At 65.6% G+C, this 19,662-nt stretch carries 18 protein-coding genes; 4 read left to right on the top strand and 14 right to left on the bottom strand.

Annotation, left to right across the window (positions count from 1 at the left end; genetic code table 11):
* Positions 1-2 precede the first annotated feature (2 nt).
* The 3 genes from BMI01S_RS00455 to BMI01S_RS00445 are packed head-to-tail and all read right to left on the bottom strand — an operon-like array spanning position 3 to position 2,794.
* Positions 3-1,040, bottom strand: coding sequence for an aldo/keto reductase (locus BMI01S_RS00455; RefSeq protein WP_028229770.1), 1,038 nt, complete (start codon positions 1,038-1,040; stop codon positions 3-5).
* A 47-nt stretch (positions 1,041-1,087) separates the two neighbouring features.
* Positions 1,088-2,410, bottom strand: a complete 1,323-nt coding sequence (locus BMI01S_RS00450; RefSeq protein ID WP_028229769.1) for a UxaA family hydrolase — start codon at positions 2,408-2,410, stop codon at positions 1,088-1,090.
* 54 nt (positions 2,411-2,464) lie between these two features.
* Complete coding sequence (locus tag BMI01S_RS00445; protein ID WP_028211130.1) at positions 2,465-2,794, bottom strand: UxaA family hydrolase; 330 nt, start codon at positions 2,792-2,794, stop codon at positions 2,465-2,467.
* A 214-nt stretch (positions 2,795-3,008) separates the two neighbouring features.
* Between BMI01S_RS00445 and BMI01S_RS00440 the strand changes: the two genes are divergently transcribed.
* Positions 3,009-3,824 carry an IclR family transcriptional regulator gene (locus tag BMI01S_RS00440; protein ID WP_028211131.1) on the top strand — a complete coding sequence of 272 codons (816 nt, stop codon included), beginning with the start codon at positions 3,009-3,011 and terminating at the stop codon, positions 3,822-3,824.
* 251 nt (positions 3,825-4,075) lie between these two features.
* On the top strand, positions 4,076-4,621 hold the full coding sequence (locus BMI01S_RS00435; protein ID WP_028211132.1) for a hypothetical protein: 546 nt from the start codon (positions 4,076-4,078) through the stop codon (positions 4,619-4,621).
* A 45-nt stretch (positions 4,622-4,666) separates the two neighbouring features.
* Here the strand turns inward: BMI01S_RS00435 and BMI01S_RS00430 are convergent, their stop codons facing one another.
* The 4 genes from BMI01S_RS00430 to BMI01S_RS00415 all read right to left on the bottom strand — a co-directional run bounded on the left by BMI01S_RS00430 (position 4,667) and on the right by BMI01S_RS00415 (position 10,171).
* Positions 4,667-7,030 (bottom strand): GNAT family N-acetyltransferase, encoded by a 2,364-nt coding sequence (locus BMI01S_RS00430; protein ID WP_028229768.1) that lies wholly within the window; start codon positions 7,028-7,030, stop codon positions 4,667-4,669.
* Positions 7,031-7,309: 279 nt separating this feature from the next.
* Positions 7,310-8,911 (bottom strand): peptide chain release factor 3, encoded by a 1,602-nt coding sequence (locus BMI01S_RS00425; RefSeq protein WP_028211134.1) that lies wholly within the window; start codon positions 8,909-8,911, stop codon positions 7,310-7,312.
* 612 nt (positions 8,912-9,523) lie between these two features.
* Positions 9,524-9,817: an H-NS histone family protein gene (locus BMI01S_RS00420; protein ID WP_028211135.1), complete on the bottom strand. Its 294-nt coding sequence runs from the start codon at positions 9,815-9,817 to the stop codon at positions 9,524-9,526.
* 126 nt (positions 9,818-9,943) lie between these two features.
* Entirely contained in the window at positions 9,944-10,171 is a 228-nt protein-coding gene (locus BMI01S_RS00415; protein WP_042287919.1) for a hypothetical protein, read from the bottom strand.
* 388 nt (positions 10,172-10,559) lie between these two features.
* On the opposite strand from BMI01S_RS00415, the gene BMI01S_RS00410 reads away from it, so the two are divergent.
* Positions 10,560-11,810 (top strand): helix-turn-helix transcriptional regulator, encoded by a 1,251-nt coding sequence (locus BMI01S_RS00410; RefSeq protein WP_028211136.1) that lies wholly within the window; start codon positions 10,560-10,562, stop codon positions 11,808-11,810.
* A 27-nt stretch (positions 11,811-11,837) separates the two neighbouring features.
* On the opposite strand, the gene BMI01S_RS00405 is transcribed toward BMI01S_RS00410, so the two are convergent.
* Positions 11,838-12,131 carry a hypothetical protein gene (locus tag BMI01S_RS00405; protein ID WP_042287916.1) on the bottom strand — a complete coding sequence of 98 codons (294 nt, stop codon included), beginning with the start codon at positions 12,129-12,131 and terminating at the stop codon, positions 11,838-11,840.
* Between the two features lie 91 nt (positions 12,132-12,222).
* On the bottom strand, positions 12,223-12,843 hold the full coding sequence (locus tag BMI01S_RS00400; RefSeq protein WP_244145269.1) for a BON domain-containing protein: 621 nt from the start codon (positions 12,841-12,843) through the stop codon (positions 12,223-12,225).
* Positions 12,844-13,053: 210 nt separating this feature from the next.
* Here BMI01S_RS00400 and BMI01S_RS00395 point away from each other — a divergent pair, with 210 nt between their 5' ends.
* The gene (locus tag BMI01S_RS00395) at positions 13,054-14,454 is read left to right on the top strand and encodes a GntP family permease (RefSeq protein ID WP_028229766.1); all 1,401 of its coding nucleotides are present in this window, start codon (positions 13,054-13,056) and stop codon (positions 14,452-14,454) included.
* A gap of 25 nt (positions 14,455-14,479) precedes the next feature.
* Here the strand turns inward: BMI01S_RS00395 and BMI01S_RS00390 are convergent, their stop codons facing one another.
* Genes BMI01S_RS00390 through BMI01S_RS00370 form a run of 5 tightly spaced genes read right to left on the bottom strand, consistent with a single transcriptional unit; the run spans position 14,480 to position 19,507 of the window.
* Positions 14,480-15,199: an ABC transporter ATP-binding protein gene (locus BMI01S_RS00390; RefSeq protein ID WP_028211140.1), complete on the bottom strand. Its 720-nt coding sequence runs from the start codon at positions 15,197-15,199 to the stop codon at positions 14,480-14,482.
* Positions 15,199-15,966 (bottom strand): ABC transporter ATP-binding protein, encoded by a 768-nt coding sequence (locus BMI01S_RS00385; protein ID WP_028211141.1) that lies wholly within the window; start codon positions 15,964-15,966, stop codon positions 15,199-15,201. Before BMI01S_RS00385 ends, BMI01S_RS00390 begins: the two co-directional genes overlap by 1 nt.
* Positions 15,963-17,273 (bottom strand): branched-chain amino acid ABC transporter permease, encoded by a 1,311-nt coding sequence (locus BMI01S_RS00380; RefSeq protein WP_028229765.1) that lies wholly within the window; start codon positions 17,271-17,273, stop codon positions 15,963-15,965. Before BMI01S_RS00380 ends, BMI01S_RS00385 begins: the two co-directional genes overlap by 4 nt.
* A 3-nt stretch (positions 17,274-17,276) precedes the next feature.
* A complete protein-coding gene (locus BMI01S_RS00375) occupies positions 17,277-18,224 on the bottom strand; it encodes a branched-chain amino acid ABC transporter permease (RefSeq protein ID WP_028229764.1) in 948 nt (315 codons plus the stop codon).
* A gap of 38 nt (positions 18,225-18,262) precedes the next feature.
* Positions 18,263-19,507, bottom strand: coding sequence for a branched-chain amino acid ABC transporter substrate-binding protein (locus tag BMI01S_RS00370; RefSeq protein WP_028229763.1), 1,245 nt, complete (start codon positions 19,505-19,507; stop codon positions 18,263-18,265).
* Between the last annotated feature and the right edge of the window lie 155 nt (positions 19,508-19,662).

The following is a 19,662-nucleotide window of genomic DNA, read 5'->3' as shown; positions in this document are numbered from 1 at the left end:
ATCTATTCCCCCGGAAGCGGCGCACGCGGATCGACGAGACCCTCGTCGCGCAGGGCGAGCCACAACTCGCGGGGCAGCGGTGTTTCGAACGAGGCGGCGTTCTCGCGCACCTCGGCCGCGCTGCGCGCGCCGTTGAGCACCGTCGCCACGGCCGGATGTGCATAGGGAAACTGCAGCGCGGCCGCCGCGAGCGGCGCGTCGTACCTCCGGCAGACCGCGTCGAGCCGCGCCACGCGCTCGACGATTTCGCTCGGCGCATCGCCATAGTTGAACTTGAGATCGCCTTGCAGCCCCCGCGCGAGAATGCCCGAATTGAACGCGCCGCCCAGCAGAATGCTCACGCCCTTCTTCTCGCACTCGGGCAGCAGGTCGTCGAGCGGCGCCTGTTCGAGCAGCGTATAGCGGCCCGCCAGCAGCGCGCAGTCGATGTCGAATTCGCGCATCGCTTCGAGTATGACTTCGCGCTCGTTCACGCCGAAGCCGATGGCCTTGACGACGCCGCCCTTGCGCAATTCGTCGAGCGCCTTGAAGCCGCTTTCGCTCAGTTGTCGCCAGTAATGCGCATTGCGCTCGCCGTGCGTGTAGCGGCCGATATCGTGCACGAGCAGGATGTCGATATCGACGAGGCCGAGCCGCTGCTGGCTATCCTCGAACGAGCGCAGAATGCCCTCGCGCGTGTAATCGAAGATCGCCTCGAAAGGCAGCGGATCTTGCCAGCCTTCACTGCCGTCGTAGGGATGCGTGCGCGGCACGAAGTGCCGTCCGACTTTCGTGGAAAGCACATACTCGTTGCGCGGATGGCGCCGCAACGCCGCGCCCAGCCGGTGCTCGGCCTTGGTGTGGCCATAGTGGGGCGCCGTGTCGAAAAAACGGATGCCGGCTTGCCATGCGGCGTCGACGGTGGCCTGCGCCTCGTCCTCGGAGAGGTCGCGATACAAACCGCCCAGCGGCGCGGTGCCGAGGCCCAATGCGCTCACTTCCAGCGCCGTGCGTCCGATACGGCGCCGCTGCGCCGCCTTTGGATGGTGTTCCTGCGCCATGGCTCGTCTATCTCCTGGATATGGTTGTCTACACAACGATATGCGCCTCAGTGCGCGGCTTTGACGACCGGCACGCGCGCGCTGGCTGGCAGACACGCGGGCCCCACGGGCTCGAAGGTCTTGTACGTGAGTATGAACTCCTGGTGGCCGAGCGCTTCCGACCTCGAGCGCTGGCCGCTGGCAACGGCCAGCGTGAAGTCGAACACTTCGCGCCCCACTTCGTCGAGCGTCGCGCGGCCCTCCAGAATGCGGCCCGCGTCCACGTCCATGTCGCCCGCGAGATTGCGGTACGTGAGCGGGTTCGCGCACACCTTGATGACGGGCGCGAGTGCCGAGCCCACGACCGACCCTCGCCCGGTCGTGAACAGGATCACGTGCGCGCCGCAGGCGATCAGCTCCGCGATTTCCGCATTGTCGCTGATGTTCGGGAATCCGAATCGAGGCTCGCCGTCGGGCACCACGTCGAGCAGATAGAGACCGCCCGTGGGCGGCACGTCGCCAGGCTTCACGATGCCCACGATCGGCGAGGCGCCGCTTTTCGCATACGCACCGAGCGATTTTTCCTCCAGCGTGGTGAGCCCGCCGTCCGCGTTGCCCACCGCGAAAGAGCCATGGCCGAGAATCGAGTAATAGCGCGCCGCCTTGGCTACGCAAGCAACGATTTCCGCGCCCAGTTCGGGCCGTGCCGCGCGGCGCGCCATATGGAATTCGCAGCCCACCAGCTCGCCGGTTTCCTCGAAGATGCAGGCCGAGCCCGCCGCGATCAGTCGATCAAAGGCGCGGCCCACAGCCGGATTGGCGGTGATGCCGCTCGTGCCGTCCGAGCCGCCGCAGATCGTGCCAACCACGAGTTCGTCGAGGCGCATGGGCACCTTCTTCTGCGCGGCGAGCTGCGCGCGCGCACTGCGCACCCATTCAAGACCACTGTGAATCGTGCTGCGTGTGCCGCCCTTCTCCTGAATCGTCAGAACTTCTACGGGCCTTCCGCTGGCGCGCACCTGCTCCACGAGATAATGCTTGTTCATGCTCTCGCAGCCGAGCGAGACGAACAACACCGCGCCCACGTTCGGATGCGTAGTGAGCTGCTTCATCATCTTCTCGGCGTAGCTGTTCGGAAAGCAACCGGGAAAGCCGATCAGATGGACAGGTGACCCACTATCACTTTGCGCCGCATACGGATCGTCGAAGGCATCGGGGTCACCAAAGGGCTCGCGGAACTGGGCGACGATTTCGCGCGCCACGTGATGCGCGCACTCCACGAGATAGGCCACCGCGACCACGTTGCGAATGCCCTTGCGTCCGTCGCTGCGCAGCCAGCCTTCGAGGATGGGCGCCGCGGCGAACGAGGAAGTGACGTTGTTATCGCTCATAACCTGAATCCTGCTTGCGGCACTCGCCGCATCAAGGGACGCCATGAAGCAGCGCTATTTGTGCGGCACGAACTCGTGTCCCGCGTCGTGCGTGTAGGTCGGCAGGTAATCGCTTTCGAGGTTGTGCGTGTGCAAATGCTCGCCGCGCCGGACTGGCGCGCTCACGTGGCCGATGCTCGCGCCATGGCGCACCACCTTTTCCTCCTTGGCGAGCGCACGGCGCGCCACCTTGTGGCCGAGCTCGATCGTCTTCGCAAGCGTCACGCGCTCGCCTTCTATCTCCACCGTCTCGCCCGCGGGCAGAAGCGCCGCCGCGATCAGGCAGTTGTCCTCCGGCGCGAGCAGGATGAGGCGAGCGTCGAAGCGGGGTGCTGTGCCGTTCAATAAAGTCTCCGCGTGCATTGAGCGCCACGCCTCGCCGCCGCCCACACGCTCGCCATCATGAGCGAGCCTGGGATGAGCCTGATGAGGCTGGCGTTCATTCATCAATGAACATATTATTCATATGCGGACCGCGCAAGGTCAAGGAATGTGCGGTGCAGCATGACTCCGTAGTTTCCCTGGGAACGGAATGGAAAAGATCGCGAAACAACGCCGGATGGACAACGTGCCCGAAGAAGCGGAAGAGAAAGACCACCGCGACGACAGCGACCGGTATCGCGCGCCCGCGCTCGACAAGGGGCTCGACATCCTCGAACTGCTCGCGGAGCAGCGTGCGGGCCTCACGCGCGCCGAAATCACGAAAGCGCTTGGGCGCAACGCCAGCGAGATCTACCGCATGCTGGAGCGGCTGGTGGCGCGGCAGTACGTCATACGCTCGGAAGGCGGCGACCGTTACGCCCTGAGTCTGAAGCTCTTCGCGCTCGCGCACCGCCACCCGCCCATGGAGCGCCTGATCGCGCAGGCGCTGCCCCTCATGCAGCGCTTCGCCGACGACGCCGAGCAGTCCTGTCATCTCACCGTGTACGACCGCGGCAACCTGCTCGTGATCGCGCAGGTGGACGGTCCCGGCGCGTGGGGCATTGCCGTGCGGCTGGGCGCGCGCGTGGGCCTCGTCGATACGAGTTCGGGCCGCACGCTGCTCGCCTGGCAGACGCCGGAGCAGCGCGCGCACATGCTCGCGGAACATACGAAGGTGAAGGGCGAGGTGGCGATCGATCATGCGGCGCTGGCGGCCGCGTGCGAACAGGTGCGCGAGGCGGGCTTCTCGCGCAAGGACAGTCAGCAGACTTTCGGCGTCACTGATGTGACGTTTCCGGTGCTCGGACCTTCGGGCCAGGCGATCGCGGCGCTCACCTGCCCGTTTCTCAAGCGCATCGACGACTACGTCGCGCCCACGCTCGACGACGCGACGAATATGCTCCGTGCGACCGTGCAGGCCTTGTCGATGTTTCGCGAGGAAGAGGCGCAATGACGGTCAGTTCAGTACGAGCGCTGCTTGATGCCCCAGCGCCCTTCGTCGAACGGTCTCGAGCAGGCCCTCAAGCTGGGCGGGATACGTGCGTCAGGCGATGCCGCGGAACACCGTCTCCGGTGAAACCAGACGGTTCCTTCAGGTGGAAACCGCCATCACAAACCGGTTAGAATGGCGGCCCTCCCAAAAACCCGGTGCGCCTCCTTCCGCTGCAAAACGGCGGGCAAGCGGCGGCCGCGCATGCGAAACCCATGGCGAAACTCCTGACCGATCAAGAATTCCAGCGCTTTTCCGAGCTTCAGCAGAAACAGGCGAGCTTCACGATCACGCCCGACGAAGCCGACGAGTTGCGCGACATCGTCGCGCGCGCGCAGAAGAAGCGCGATGACCGCGCCAATGCGATGCAGACTGTCGAGACCGCCATTGCGCAGTTCGAGATCGCGCCCGAGGAGCTTTTCACGGCCGAGCAGATCGCCGATGCCGCGCGCAATTTCGGTTTGATTCCGGCCACGCGCAAGGAGCGCGTGCTGCCGCCCTCGCTCACCTTCAACGGCAAGACGCACCAGTGGACCACGCGCGCGCTGCCAGAGGAGATCCGCACGCCGCTGTTCGAGGCGTTCGAGGGCGGCCAGTCGGTCAAGGCGTTCATCGCCACACCCAAGGACGCCGCGCGCTGCGCCGCGACGATCGCGCGCCTCGAGAAGGAAACCGGTGCGCGGTACGGCGAAGCCTGGCTCGAAGAACTCGCGCTCACGCGCGGCCAGATCGACGACGCGCTCGCGAAGCTCGCAGCGTAATCAGAAAACGGCAGCAGCAACCGGCAGCAGCAAACGGGCGCCGCGTCAGTCGAGCGGCATGCGAAAACCGACCACGCCCGGATCTTCCGTGGGCGTGACGGTAAAGCCGCAGGCGCGCGCAAGCCCGATCATCGGCGCGTTCTCGCGCAAGGCCTCGCCAAGTAGCCAGTGCGTGCCGCGCGAGCGCGCGTAATCGATGATGCGCGACATCAAGAGGCGCCCGAGGCCGCCCCGCTTGAGATTCGACAGGATCGCGACGGCAAACTCGGCGGTTTCGTTGTCGGGGTCGGCCACGGCGCGCACCACGCCCAGCGTGCGCGGCTGGCCGTCCTCGCCTTGCACGACCGCGATGAGCGCCATCTCGCGGTCGTAGTCGATTTGCGTCATGCGCGCTAGCTGCGTGTGATCGAAGCTGCGCACCGCCGAGAAGAAACGCAGGCGCAAGTCGTCGGGCGTCATCGATTCGACGAACGTGCGGTGCATCGCTTCGTCTTCGGGACGGATCGGCCGGATCGTGAGGCGCTCGCCGTGCCAGTCGACGGTTTCTTCGAGGCGGCGCGGATACGGCATGATCGCGAAGCGGCTGCGCTGTTCGGCGACCTGCAGGCGCGGCGCGACCACAACGGTCGCCTCCGGCAGCACACGCAGCGTCAAGCGCATGCCGACGATCTCGCGCACCTCGCACACGAACTGCGAAAGCTCGGTGAGTGCGGCGAGCGTCGCCTCCGGCGCCACAATGCGTGCATAGGGCGAGCGAGCGACGATGTCGCGCGAAAGCACGGGATTGAGCGGCGGCAGGCTGTAGACGCGCAGCGGCGGCGAGATGTCGTCCGGCGAAGGCGCAGAAAACCGGAACACCGGGCCGAAGTTCTCGTCGTCGCGAAACTCCACGGACACGTCCACCACGGGCTTCACGCCCGGTTCGTCCTGCGCCTGCGTGACGAGCCCGAACAAGGCCAGCATCCGCCCCGCCTCCTCGCCTTCCAGTTCCGTGCGCCCGGCCGCCAGCGCCGCGCGCGCCTCGCCTTGCGCGGCCTCGATCGCGGCAGGCCCCTGGGCCGGCATCGTCTCCGGCGTCTGCATCAGCAGCTCGCGGCCCAGCCGGTAGTCGACGAGACGGGCGAACGCGCGCGCGAGGCGCCGCGGCGTGGTGTGGACCGGAATGCCGTGGGCGTGCAGCTCGTCGCGCGTCTTTTCCTCCACGCCGCCGAAGAAGCACGCGAGCATGCCGCGATACGCAAAGCGCTGCTGCTCGATCAGCGTGCGCGCCACCTCGTCCACCGGCGCGCTGTGCGTGGGCGCGTGCACGACGAACGCCGTGCCGCTCGAACGTTGCGTCGCCAGCGTCTGCAGCGCGAGGCCGAAGTGCTCGGGCTTCGCGGTGTCGCCGAGCACCAGCGGATTGCCCGCCTGCGCGTGCGGCAGCGCGGCCTGGACGGCGGCGAGCGCCGCGTCGTCCCAGCGGGCGAGCGTGTCGCCGGCCTTCATGAAGGCGTCGCGCGCGAGCGCCGCCACGCCGCGGTCGCTCGTGATGAGCGTAGCCGTGTCGCTCGCGGCCACGCGGCCCACGCCCAGCGTTTCGATTTCGTCGAGCAGGTCGTCGAGCGTATCGACACGCACGATGCCCGCGCGCCGGAACGCCGCCGTGTAGAGCGCATCGCCGCGATCGTCGCGGCCGCTGCGCAGCGCGAGCACCGGCTTGTTGCGCGCCGCCGCGCGCGCCGCCGACATGAACTTGCGAGCGGCGCGGATCGTGTCCACTTCTAGCAGGATGGCGCGCGTGCCGGGATCGCTCGCGAGATAGTCGAGCACGTCGCCCGCGTCGATGTCGGCTTCGTCGCCGAGCGCGATCACGTGCGAGAAGCCGAGACCGCGCGGGGCGGCCCAGCGCAGCACGGCGTTGGTGAGCGCGTTCGATTGCGAGACCCACGCCACGCCGCCCTTGCGCGCGATGGAAGCCGCCGCGCCCAGTTGCGCGTTGAGCGCGGGCGTGAGCGCGCCAAGACTGCCCGGACCCACGATACGCAGCAGATGCGGGCGCGCCGCGGCCAGCGCGTGGCGCAGGTCGGCCTGGTCGGCTTCGTCGCGCACCTCGCCGACGATGATGGCCGCGCGCGTGCCCATGCCGCCGAGCCGGTGCACGAGCGCGGGCCATGTAGCGGGCCGCGTGCAGATAATCGCGACGCCGGGCGCCTCGGGCAGATCCCCGGCGTCGGCCAGCACGGGTCTGCCGTCGAACGCCTCTGAATCGCCCGCATGGCGCGGATTGACGGCCCACAGCGGGCTCGTGAAGCCGCCCTCGATCAGCCGCTGCCACACCATGCCGCCCACGCTGCCGGGACGCCGCGAAGCGCCGATGACGGCCACGGATTTAGGCTGGAACACCGCATCGAGATTGCGTACGGTCACAGGCACTCCTCGTTGATTGGTGAGATGCGGCCGGCAAGGTGCGGCCGGCAAGGTGCGGCCGGCGAGGTGCGGCCGGCTCGTCGCGTTTGACCGCTACATACCGTTACGAGAAGAGGATAGGGCAAGCGCGCAGGCGGTGCGCGTTTTTCGCCCGGCGCGCGTGTGCGCGAATGCGGCGACATGGCGTCGCACGCCACCTCGAGCGTACGACACCACCAGATGCGAGCGGGATGCTCGCTGCTTCGGGAAGGAAAGCACGGCGCGAGCGCGCCGCGCGTTTTACATCGACTTGCGGAACGGCGCGCCCGAATGCTCGCGCAACTCGTTGAAGACGATCTTCGGCCAGGCCTTTTGCGCGACTTCGATTTCGGAGACGTGCGAAGCCAGATACGTCGGCGCATTCGAGGCGTCGTAGGCCATACGGGCCTCGTACGAATCGGTGAAGCGGCGCAGCTCGACGGGATCGTCGCAGGTGACCCAGCGCGAGAGGCGATAGCGCGCCGGCATCAGGCGCACCGCCACCTTGTACTCGGCCGAAAGCCGGTGCGACACCACTTCGAACTGCAGCTGGCCGACCGCGCCCAGAATCGTCGCGCCGCCGTGGATCGGGCGGAACACCTGGATGGCACCCTCTTCGCCAAGCTGCTTGAGCGCCTCGCCCAGCTGCTTCGCGCGCATCGGATCGACCACTTCGATGGTCTGGAAGATTTCCGGCGCGAAGAAAGGCAAACCCGTGAACTGAAGGTCTTCGCCTTCGGTGAGCGTGTCGCCGAGACTCAGCGTGCCGTGGTTAGGAATACCGATGATATCGCCAGGGTAGGCCTCGGCCACAGTTTCGCGGCGCTGCGACAGGAAGCTCACAACGTTGTTGGCGCGGAAGGTCTTGTTGTTGCGCGTGACCTTCAGTTGCATGCCGCGCTCGAAGTGGCCCGAGCATACGCGGATGAACGCCACGCGGTCGCGGTGCGCGAGGTCCATGTTGGCCTGCACCTTGAACACGACGCCCGTGAATTTCGTTTCTTCCGGTGAGACCGGACGCTGCACGGCCATGCGCGGCGACGGCGGCGGCGCGAGATCGACCAGCGCGTCGAGAATCTCCTTCACGCCGAAGTTGTTGATCGCCGAGCCGAATAGCACCGGCGACTGCTCGCCCGCGAGGAAAGCGTCGCGATCGAACACGGGCGTCGCGCCCGTGATCAGCTCGACTTCTTCCTTCGTGCGTTTCCAGTGATATCCGAAGCGCGCTTCGCCCTCTTCGTCGCCGATGTGCTGCAGCGTTTCCACCGCGCCGCCCAGCGTTTCCTGGCCCGCGCGGAACACGCGCACCTGGTCGCGCTGAATGTCGTACACGCCCTGGAACTCCTTGCCCATGCCGATGGGCCAGGTGAACGGCACGGCGGCCACGCCCAGGTGCTGCTCGATTTCGTCGAGCAGGTCGAGCGGTTCGCGCACTTCGCGGTCCAGCTTGTTGATGAACGTGAGAATGGGCGTCTTGCGGCTGCGGCAGACTTCGAGGAGCTTGAGCGTTTGCGCTTCCACGCCGTTCGCGCCGTCGATCACCATCACGGCGGCATCGACCGCCGTGAGCACACGGTAGGTGTCTTCCGAGAAGTCCTCGTGGCCCGGCGTATCGAGCAGGTTGATGACGGCATCGCCGTATTCGAACTGCATGACCGAGCTCGCGACCGAAATGCCGCGCTGCTTTTCGATCTCCATCCAGTCGGAGGTTGCGAAGCGGCCGCTCTTCTTGCCCTTCACGGTACCGGCAATCTGGATCGCGCCCGAAAACAGCAGCAGCTTTTCGGTGAGCGTGGTCTTGCCCGCGTCCGGGTGAGAAATGACCGCGAACGTGCGGCGGCGTCTGAGTTCGGCAACTGACATGGATAGGGCGGGTATCACAGATGAATTCGGGCAACCGGGCCGCGCGGCGGGGGTTGCAGCGAGCGCGGCGGCGCTTGCGGGCGGCGACCTGCTGGCGCATCTGGCGGCACGTGCGGCGGCGATGTGCGGCGATATGCGTCAAGTGCGCGGCTGTTTGCGCGGCGAATAGCACGAGCGATCGGGATGTCCCCGGGGATGCCCGCGCGAAACGGCGCCGGGACCGAATGATACACGGCATTCGCGCCGCCGACTAAACGTTTGAAGGGGTTCGAAGCCGTTTGAACAGGCCTCGCGCGCGGAGAACCTCTCGGGCGCTGCGCCAGGTGAGCTTTTACAGGATCGCGGCGCGAGCGCGCCGGTCGCCGCGGTCTCGGCGATTCATCGGATTCACGTTCGCGGAGCGCAGCCGCCTTTTTCTGAAAACTTCCTTTCCCGACAAATAGTTGCTTTCCGGTGCGTGCGGCGCTCACGCGCACTGGGCACCTACGCCGGGCCCCATGCCGGCCGTGAGGTGAGCTTTTTCGGGATCATCGAGCGAGTCGGGAAAAGTACCGGCCGTCACCCCGGGGCGTCTTGCTCAGTCCGGCGTGACGGTACGCGCCAGATCGCCCGTTATTCCTTGATGAGAAAGCGTTCGCGGTTCTTGCCCGCCAGCCATCCCGGCGCTCGGCCGCGGCCGCTCCAGGTTTCGCCGGTTTTGGGGTTCATGTAGCGAGCCGGCTGCGCCTTTTTGCGCGCGGGGCGCCCGCGCCGGCTCGTGAAGCCCAGCTCTTCCGCGGTGATGTCGTACTCCGCGATCTTTTCCTTGATCTCGGCGATCGCCTGGGCGATTTCCTTTTCGCGCGCCACAGCCACTTCCTTGTGAAGTTTCTCCAGCTGGGCGGTCAATTGCTTGTAGCTCGGCATGGAACGTCATCTCCAGTTGAGTCACGAGACTGCCATTGTGACCGGTTTGGAGCCCAGGTGTCCGGGAAGACGCGTGCCTTTTACAATCCTGCCGCAAACGTTGGCTGACTTGCCACACAGGTGGCGCTAGCGATCGCGCTGCTGCACGGATTCGCGCGTCAGGCGGCTTTCGAGCGCGCGCAGCGCCTCGTTGAGCCGCTTCACGCGCTGTATCTGCGAAGGCACGAGGTTTTCGCTCGATACCGAATCGAGCCGGCCGCGCCAATAAGAAAGGGGAATGCGGTCGCGACCTGAAAGCCGCGCGATGATGTGTTCGAGATGCTCAATGTCCTTTTCGAGTTGATGATGATTCATCGCTGCCCCCGGGGTTATAACCAGTCTTATCGAGCTCGCGCGTATGCACTCACTTTCGTCGCATCACCGCTTTTCCGCGTGCGGCGGAATAATCGGTCAGATTTGCAATCGCCGGCGCTCCGAAATCCGTAATAAGTGCATACCGCTGGCGATTGTGCGTATTGTTCGTAACGTCAGACCAGAATAAAACCTGCGAGTCAAAGCCTCCGTTGGATACCGCACGGAATTCAGGAGGCCGGTCGTCCACGCTCACGTTGCGTCCGCATCGAAATACGGAAGGCAGATTAACGGGGGCCACCGAATCTGTACATTCCTCAATTGTGGAACGGCATGCGGAGCGCATTTAGACGCAGATTAGCCCGCCGACAAAACGAACAATGGGGACGGCGTGAAAACGAACGAATCACAATATGATCGCCTGCTGCATGCCATTTACGACACGATCGAAAATCCTTGCGCGTGGAAGGATTTTTGCGCGCATTTGCGAGAAACGGCTGGCGTCGCCTCGATTCATCTGTTCGGCTTCGAGCGGCAACGCGATCTTTTTTCCTGGAGCGACGGTTTCGCGCTCGACAGAGCCGAACCGCTGGAGCGAATTCACCCGCTTTATCGCCACGACGCGCGGCTCGCGTGGCTGCGAGGGTTTCCGGCCGGCAAGTGGCTGCATGGCGGCGTCGAGCTCGATGGCGCGGACGACGGTGCTGTCGGTCTGGCGCTCTGGCCGTTCAAGGAAGGCCATCGTTGCGTCGCGCTGTGCAAGCTCATCGACCAGCATGGCCTCGTGGTCATGCTCGCGTGCAACGGCCACGCCGGGGCGGGACCGCTCTCAGGCGAACATCGCGATCTGCTCGAACGGCTCACGCCGCATCTCATCCGCGCGGTGCGCGTGTACGCGCGCCGCTTCGCGCTGAACGCCGACGCGCTTGCAAACCGCTCACGCCCTCCGGCCATGCTCGTGAGCGCGCTGGGCGAGGTGCTCCATTGCAACGAAGCCGCGCAGCGGCTTCTGAGAACGACCTCGCTCGTGCGTGTGCGCGGGCGGCGGCTCTCGCTCGCCGCGCCCCATCACGCGCGCCTGCTAGAGGACATCGCGGTGAGCGAGGCCCGGCTGCGCAGCCGGGCGAGCGGCGCGCGCGCCGCAGCGGCGCGTTATCGCGCGCTGCGTATCGTCGGGGCGGTGGCCGGCAAAGGCGCGTCGGAGGCCGTTTCTGCAGCGGAGCCGGCCCCGGATGGCCACAGCGAACCGCCTGGCGTGCGAGCGCCGCTGAAGCTAGCAGCGAGCCAGCAGGAGGTACTCTACGCGTTCTATAACGTGGTCATGGCCGATGATGCCCCGGCCCCGGAACCGCGCGCCTTCGCCGCGCTGACGTTCTATCACCCGCGGTCTGCACCGCTGGTCGACGAGCAGGTGCTCGCCACGGCCTTCGATCTCTCGCCCGCCGAATGCCGCATCGCGCTGCTGCTCGCGGAAGGCCTCACGCAAAAGGAAATCGCCGCGCACGTAGGCGTGCAGCACGATACCGTGCGCAAACAATTGCAATCGATCTTTCAGAAGACGGCGACGCGCCGCCAGCCCGACCTGCTGCGCCTCTTGCTGAATCTGCCGGCGCGCGTCGCAGGCGCACCCGCCGATGGCTGAACGGCGCTCGCTGTCAGCCCGATGGGCTTACTTTGGCTTGCGGCAGGCGAACACGAGCGTGTAGGTGTCGCCGTCGCTGGAGTGGGCGACCGCATCAAAGCCCGCGCCATCGCAACGGGCGCGGGCCTGTTGCGTACACGAATCGTGATCGCCCGAGGCCGCGCATTGCACCTGGACCGTCGGACGGCCGTCCGAAAGAAACAACGGCGGCGCGCTGCTGCACGCAGCCAGCCCGGCGATCAAGGTCAACGCACATAGCGCGAACGGCAATTTGCCCACGCGGAACAACGGCGGGAACAACGGCGAACCAGGACGAGTCATTGGAGCACCCCGACGGGCCTTCTAGTTTTTCGACACGCGATTGTGCCATGCCGCGAGCCGTGTGCGATGCATCGCTGTCGGGTGTAAGCGCTCACGGCGCAGTCGAGCGCGTCTTGTATGGCAGCGGCCGACGCGGATCCGAGCGCACGCGCACGAAGACCTGCTCGACGTCGGGAATCGCAAGGAGCCTGCGCTCGAGCGCCGCGCTGTCGAAACCCGCGCCCGCACAGCCTTCCGCATAGACGAAACGGCGCTGCACCGTGATCCAGATGCTCGTGCCCGCGAACAGGGCATCGCCTTCGAGTTGTTGACGAATGGCCGCTGCAATGTCGGGATCGTAAAGATACGAGTTCGGCTTCGCGCACTTGTGCGCGAGCCAGCAAGTCGTGCCGCGCTCCACGCGATAGTGGGCGTCGTCCTCGGCTTCGGCTTTCGTCATCAGCGGGCCGAGCGGCTGCGGGCAAGCCGCAATCGAATTCGATAGCGCGAAGAACGGATCGTTGTACCAGTTCTTGCGCGCGGTATCTGCCGTAGCTGTAGCCGTTGCATCCACCGAGCCGGGTGCGGACGCACCGGCTTGCGACTGCGCGAGCCCACCGCGAACGCCGTATAACGCGACAACACCCACCCAGGCAAGCACGGTCGCAAGCCGCGCCGCCCTGACTGCGAGCGTGCGCCGCACGCTTTGCCCGCTCGTATCAATTGCGCTCATCGACTGTCACCTCATGGGCCGGTTCCGGCCACCTCTCCTGCGAGAACGATAGAGCGGCGCCGCCACGCTCGCAATAACGAGACACCTGCTTTCGCTACAATCGCTGCGACGCATCATGGCCGCGCCATACCAGAAGCCGAAGCCGCATCCAGAGCCGTCGCTCACGCAACGACCCGCACCGCGCAACACGATCGATCCGCAGGAGACTCCATGTCGTTTGTTATCGTTCTCGCCGCCCTCGCGTTCCTCATGCTCGCCGCGTACCGCGGCTACAGCGTGATTCTCTTCGCGCCCATCGCCGCGCTAGGCGCCGTCCTTCTCACCGAACCCGCCGCTGTCGCGCCGGTCTTTTCCGGCATCTTCATGGAAAAGATGGTGGGCTTCGTGAAGCTCTACTTTCCCGTGTTCCTGCTCGGCGCCGTGTTTGGGAAGGTGATCGAACTATCCGGCTTTTCCGAGGCGATCGTGCACGCCGCCATCCGCTATATCGGCCGCTCGCGTGCTAACGCCGTGATCGTGGCCGTGTGCGCGTTGCTCACTTACGGCGGCGTTTCGCTCTTCGTGGTGGTGTTCGCCGTGTACCCGTTCGCGGCCGAGCTGTATCGCCAGAGCGATATCCCCAAGCGCCTCATGCCCGGTGCCATCGCGCTCGGCGCATTCTCGTTCACGATGGATTCGCTGCCCGGCACGCCGCAAATCCAGAACATCATCCCCACCACATTCTTCAAGACCACGGCGTGGGCCGCGCCCTGGCTCGGCGTGATCGGCTCGCTTTTCATCGTCGTGGTGGGCCTCTCGTACCTCGAATGGCGCCGCCGCAGCGCGATGGCGAAAGGCGAAGGCTACGGCACGTCGCTCGTGAACGAGCCCGAGCACGTGAAGACCGAGCAACTGCCCAATCCGGTGCTCGCGCTCGCGCCGCTCGTGCTGGTGGGCGTGGCGAACTTCCTGCTCACGCGGTGGATTCCCGTCTGGTACGGCGACAGCGTGACCGTCCCGCCCGAAGTCCTGCCCGGCGTTCATACGCCGGTCACGGCCACCGTCAAGCAGGTCGTTGCGATCTGGGCGGTGCAGGGCGCGCTGCTCGCCGGCATCGTGCTCGTGATCGTGACGGCGTTCGGCCGCGTGAAAGACCGCTTCGCGAACGGCACGAAGGCGGCCGTGGGCGGCGCGCTGCTGGCTTCGATGAATACGGCCTCGGAGTATGGCTTCGGCGGCGTGGTCGCGGCGCTGCCTGGCTTCATCGTCGTGAGTGATGCGCTCAGAAGCATTCCGAACCCGCTCGTCAATGCCGCCGTTTCCGTGAGCGCGCTCGCGGGCATCACGGGCTCGGCTTCGGGCGGCATGAGCATCGCGCTCGCGGCCATGTCGGAGACCTTCATCAAGAACGCGCAGGCGGCGCACATTCCCATGGACGTGCTGCACCGCGTGGTGGCCATGGCGAGCGGTGGCATGGACACGCTGCCGCACAACGGCGCGGTCATCACGCTGCTCGCGGTCACGGGGCTCACGCACCGCGAATCGTATCGGGACATTTTTGCGGTGACGGTCATCAAGACGCTGGCCGTCTTTTTCGTCATCGCCGTGTTCTACCTGACGGGGCTTGTCTAACGCGTGGCGGGTGCGGGCGCGCGCCCTACACTTCGAGCCATTCCTGCCGGACGCGCGCATCGTTCTTCAACTGCTGCGGCGTCCCCTCGAAGACGATCTGGCCATGCCCCATGACGTACACGCGCTGCGAGATATCGAGCGCAATGGCCTGCTTCTGCTCGACGAGCAGCACCGAAATGCCGCGCGCCTTCAGCGTCTTCAGATAGTCGGCCACCTGCGCGACGACGAGCGGCGCGAGCCCTTCGGTCGGCTCGTCGATGATGATGAGATCGGGGTCGCCCATGAGCGTGCGGCACAGCGTCAGCATCTGCTGCTCGCCTCCGGACAGCAGGCCCGCAGCCGTGTTCTCGCGCTCCTTCAGGCGCGGGAATAGCCGGTACATGTCGTCCAGCTGCCAGCGCGGCTTGTGTCGCGACCCGTTGCGCTTTTCGCCGAGCATGAGGTTCTGCCGCACGGTCAGCGTCGGGAAAATATCGCGGTTCTCCGGGACGTAGCCGATTCCCCGGTGCGCGATCTCGAACGTGCGCAGCCCGCGCACGTCCTGTCCGCGCAGCAGGATATGCCCCTCGCACCGGACGAGCCCCATGATCGCCTTGGCGAGCGTCGAGCGGCCCACGCCGTTGCGCCCCAGCAAGGCGACGATCTCGCCCTCGCCAACCTGCATCTCCACCCCGTGCAGGATATGGCTCTTGCCGTAGTACGCATGCAGGCCGCGCACCTCGAGCATGGCATTGGCGCTGGCCATCAATGTGCCCCTGTGGCTTCGTCCAGCGTGGTGCCCAGATAGGCTTCCTTCACGCGGCGGTTGTTACGGATGGCCTGCGGCGTGTCCGTGGCGATCACCTCGCCGTAGACCAGCACCGAGATGCGGTCGGCGAGGCCGAACACGACGCTCATGTCGTGCTCGACCATCACCAGCGTCTTGCCAACCGTGACCCGGCGAATCAGTTCCACCGCGTGGTCCGATTCCGAACGGCTCATGCCCGCCGTCGGCTCGTCGAGCAGGATCACTTCGGCGCCGCCCGCAATCGTGATGCCGATTTCGAGCGCGCGCTGCTCCGCGTAAGTGAGCAGTCCGGCGGGCGTGTCGTGCCGGCCCTGCAATCCGATCAGCTCCAGCACGGCTTCGGCGCGTTCGCGCGCGTCGCGCAACTGCTCGAGGCGATGCCAGAACGAATACCGGTAGCCGAGCGCCCACAACACGGCGCAGCGCAAATTCTCGAACACCGAAAGGCGATGAAAAATGTTGGTCACCTGAAAACTGCGCGACAGGCCCATACGGTTGATCTTGTACGGCGGCAGCCCGCCGATATCGAAGCCGTTCAGCTTGACCGACCCCGAGGTAGGCGCGATGCGCCCCGAGATCAGGTTGAACGTAGTCGATTTGCCCGCGCCGTTGGGGCCGATCAGTGCGTGACGCTCGCCCTTCGCGATATCCAGGTTCACGCCGCGAATGATCTCCGTACGCCCGAACTGCTTGCGCACTTCACGTAATTCCAGCGCGCTCGTCATGCGTGGCTCCCCGCGATTTCCCGTTGCACACGATCCCACGCATCGCGCAGGCGCGCGGCCGCGAGACGCGAGGCCGGCAAGCCCAGCGCCCACAGCGCCGCCGCGACGGCGCGGGGCGCCCACGACGCGGCATCGAAGCTCACGCCCATGAGCCGCATCGCAGTGCCGCTATCGCTGTCGATCTGCAGCTTGTAGACGAGTTCGACCGTCAGCACCAGCGCGCAAAGCACGATCGTCGCGGCGCCCAGCGCCGCGGCGTACGACGGCAGCATGCGGTGCAGCTTGCGCGCGGCGATCAGCGGAACCTGTTTCATCAACAGGCTCGATACGCCGCCCGGCACGTACATCACCACCAGCACGAAAAAGAGCCCGAGGTACAGCAACCATGCCGGCGTGAGATTGGACAACGCCACCGCGAACAGCACGAACAGAATGGAGCCGATGACCGGCCCGAAGAAGTACGCCCCGCCACCGATGAACGTCGCCAGCAGCACGCCACCCGACTGCGCGGCGCCGACGTTCTCGGCGGTCACGATCTCGAAGTCGATCGCCGACAGGCCGCCCGCGATGCCCGCAAAGAACGCCGAGAGGATCATCACGAGAAAGCGCACGCGCTGCGTGTCGTATCCCACGAATCCGGCGCGTTCGGGATTGTCGCGCACGGCGTTGGCGATGCGGCCGAGCGGGGTCTGCGTCCATGCGTACATGGCGATCATCGAGACGAGACACCAGACCGCGATCAGGTAATAAACCTGGATCGCCGGGCCGTACGTGATGCCGAGCACCGCATGGCCGGCCGTGCGGTTGGTCGGCACGCCGCCTTCTCCGCCGAAGAAACCGGGGAACATGAGCGAGCTGGCCGCCACCATTTCGCCGATGCCGAGTGTAATCATCGCGAAGGTGGTGCCCGACTTGCGCGTGGTCACATAGCCGAACAGCACGCCGAACAGCATGCCCCCGAACCCGCCCACCAGCGGCAGCAGCGAGACCGGCAACGGAAAATGGCCCGCGCCGATCTGGTTGAGCACATGCGCCGCCACGAAGGCGCCGAGGCCGGAGTACACGGCGTGTCCGAACGAGAGCATGCCGGTCTGCCCGAGCAGCATGTTGTACGAGAGCGCGAAGATGATCATGATGCCCATCTGCGAAAGCAGGGCGATCGCGAAGCCGCTGGAAAACACGAGCGGCAGCACCAGCATCGCGAGCGCCGTCGCGCCCCAGATGTAGAGGCGCAGCGAATGGCCGGATTGCAACCGCCCCTGGCGCTGCAAGGCCGAACCGGTACGGGCTTGAATGAGCGGCTTCATCGTTCACCCCTCCCGCTTGCCGAGCAACCCGCGCGGCCGCAGGATCATTATGAGCACCATCAGCAGGTAAGGCAGAATCGGCGCGACCTGCGATACGGGCATGCGCAATAGCGACGCCATCGCGGTGCTCTCCGTCACCGTCACGCCAGCGAGCGAAAATAGATCGGACAGCGAAACATCGATCGTCACGGCGAATGTCTGCATGATGCCGATCAGCAACGACGCGATGAACGCGCCCGGCAGCGAGCCCATGCCGCCCACCACGGCGATGACGAACACGATCGTCCCCACCGACTCGGCCATGGAAGGCGAAGTGACGAACGCATTGCCGCCGATCACGCCCGCCAGCCCCGCCAGCGCGGCGCCGCCGCCGAACACCAGCATGAACACGCGCGGCACGTTGTGCCCCAGTGCCTCGACCATTTCCGGGTGCGTGAGCGAGGCCTGAATGACGAGGCCAATGCGCGTGCGCGTCAACACCAGATACAGCGCCGCGAGCATCGAGACCGATATCAGCATCATGAAGGCGCGATATTTCGGGAATGCCGAGTTGAACACCGTGAAGAGCGCGCCGTTCAGTTCGGGCGGAATCGCATACGGCACGGCGGCGAGCCCCCAGACCAGCTTGACGCCCTCCACGATCAGATAGGAAAGGCCGAAGGTGAACAGCAGCTCCGCCACATGCCCGAACTTGTGCACGGTGCGCAGGCCGAAACGCTCGACGAGCGCGCCCACCCCGGCCACGAGCACCGGCGCCACCACGAGCGCCGGCCAGAAGCCAATCTTGCTCGCAACGGTGTATGCGAAGTAGGCCCCGAGCATGTAGAAGCTCGCGTGCGCGAAGTTGAGCACGCCCATCATGCTGAAGATCAGCGTGAGGCCCGACGAAAGCATGAACAGCAGCAGCCCGTAGCTGACGCCGTTCAACAGAGAGATGGTCAGAAATTCCACTGCCCGATGATCCTTGTGAAGTGTCGCGCCGGCAGCGTTCAGCCCGGCCGCTTCATCTGGCAAGTGGTCGGCTGCGTCGCCGCGGTCGGCCCGAGCTGGACGTCGGTGCGCCAGCCATAGCCGGTGTTCTCCTGATCGTACTTCACGGCTTTGCCGTCCACCCGCGTCCAGGTCGCGATCACCAGCGATTGCTGCGCCTGGTGATCCGCGGCGCGCATCGTCACCGGGCCGTTCATGCCGTCCACCGTCATGGCTTCGAAGGCCTTGGCCACCTTGACCGGATCCGTCGACTTCGTTGCGTTCATTGCCTTGCTCAACATGGCGATGCCGGTATAGGCCGTCGCCAGGTAGTAGTCGTCGTTGTACTTCTTCTTGTAGCCTTCGATGATCTGCCCGTCCACCGGCGGGTTGCCCGCCGTGTTCGCGCCGAACACCCCCACGTACTTGACGTGATCGGCGCCGTCCGCACCCATCGCGGTCGGCACGCCGGTCGTGCCGCCGTAATACGTGTAGAAGCTGGACGTCACGCCCGCGTCCTTGCTCGCCTTCACGAGCAACGCGAGATCGCTGCCCCAGTTGCCCGTGATGACCGTGTCGGCGCCCGAAGCCTTGATCTTGGTCGCGTAAGGCGAGAAGTCCTTCACGCGCGCGAGCGGATGAAAGTCGTCGCCGACGATCACGATATCCGGGCGCTTGCTCTTCAGGTCCTCGCGCGCCGCGCGCGAGACGTCATGGCCGAACGAGTAGTCCTGATTGATCAGGTAGACCTTCTTGATGTCCTTGTCGCGCGCGAGGAACGTGGTGAGCGCATCCATCTTCATGTCCGCGTTCGCGTCGAGGCGGAAGTGCCAGTAGTCGCACCGCGCGTTGGTCATCGCGGGATCCACCGCGGCGTAGTTCAAATAGACGATTTCCTTGCCCGGATTGCGCGCATTGTACTTCGCGACCGCATCTTCCAGCGCGATGCCCACCGAGGATCCGTTGCCCTGCACGATATAGCGAATGCCCTGGTCGGCGGCCTGGTTCAGCAGCGTCAGGCTCTCCTGCGGCGAGAGCTTGTTGTCGAACCCGACCACCTCGAACTTCGTGCCGTTTGCCCAGTTATGTTCATTGGCGAATTCGGCCATGTATTGCCAGCTATGCAGCTGATTCGTTCCGAGCGATGCCATCAGGCCCGACAGTGGATCGATGAACGCAATCCTGACCGTCTCCGCTCGCGCGGCCCCAGCCACCCATGCAGAACCTGCAACCGCACCAATCAGCAACGCGCGCAACATCCTCATGGACTGTCTCCTTTGTGTGGGCATAGCGTGTCGTTCGCGATATTTCTGTCCGGTCGTGCGATTTTCGCTATATCACCACATTCCCGGCGGCAATGACAGCATGCCAGGGAAATCGCTGACACCACAGGGCATAGCGCATTGCATCATGCCGCCCG

Source organism: Paraburkholderia mimosarum LMG 23256 = NBRC 106338 (genome assembly GCF_000739815.1).
Taxonomy (GTDB): Bacteria; Pseudomonadota; Gammaproteobacteria; order Burkholderiales; family Burkholderiaceae; genus Paraburkholderia; species Paraburkholderia mimosarum.
This window is presented reverse-complemented; position numbering and strand designations above follow the sequence as displayed.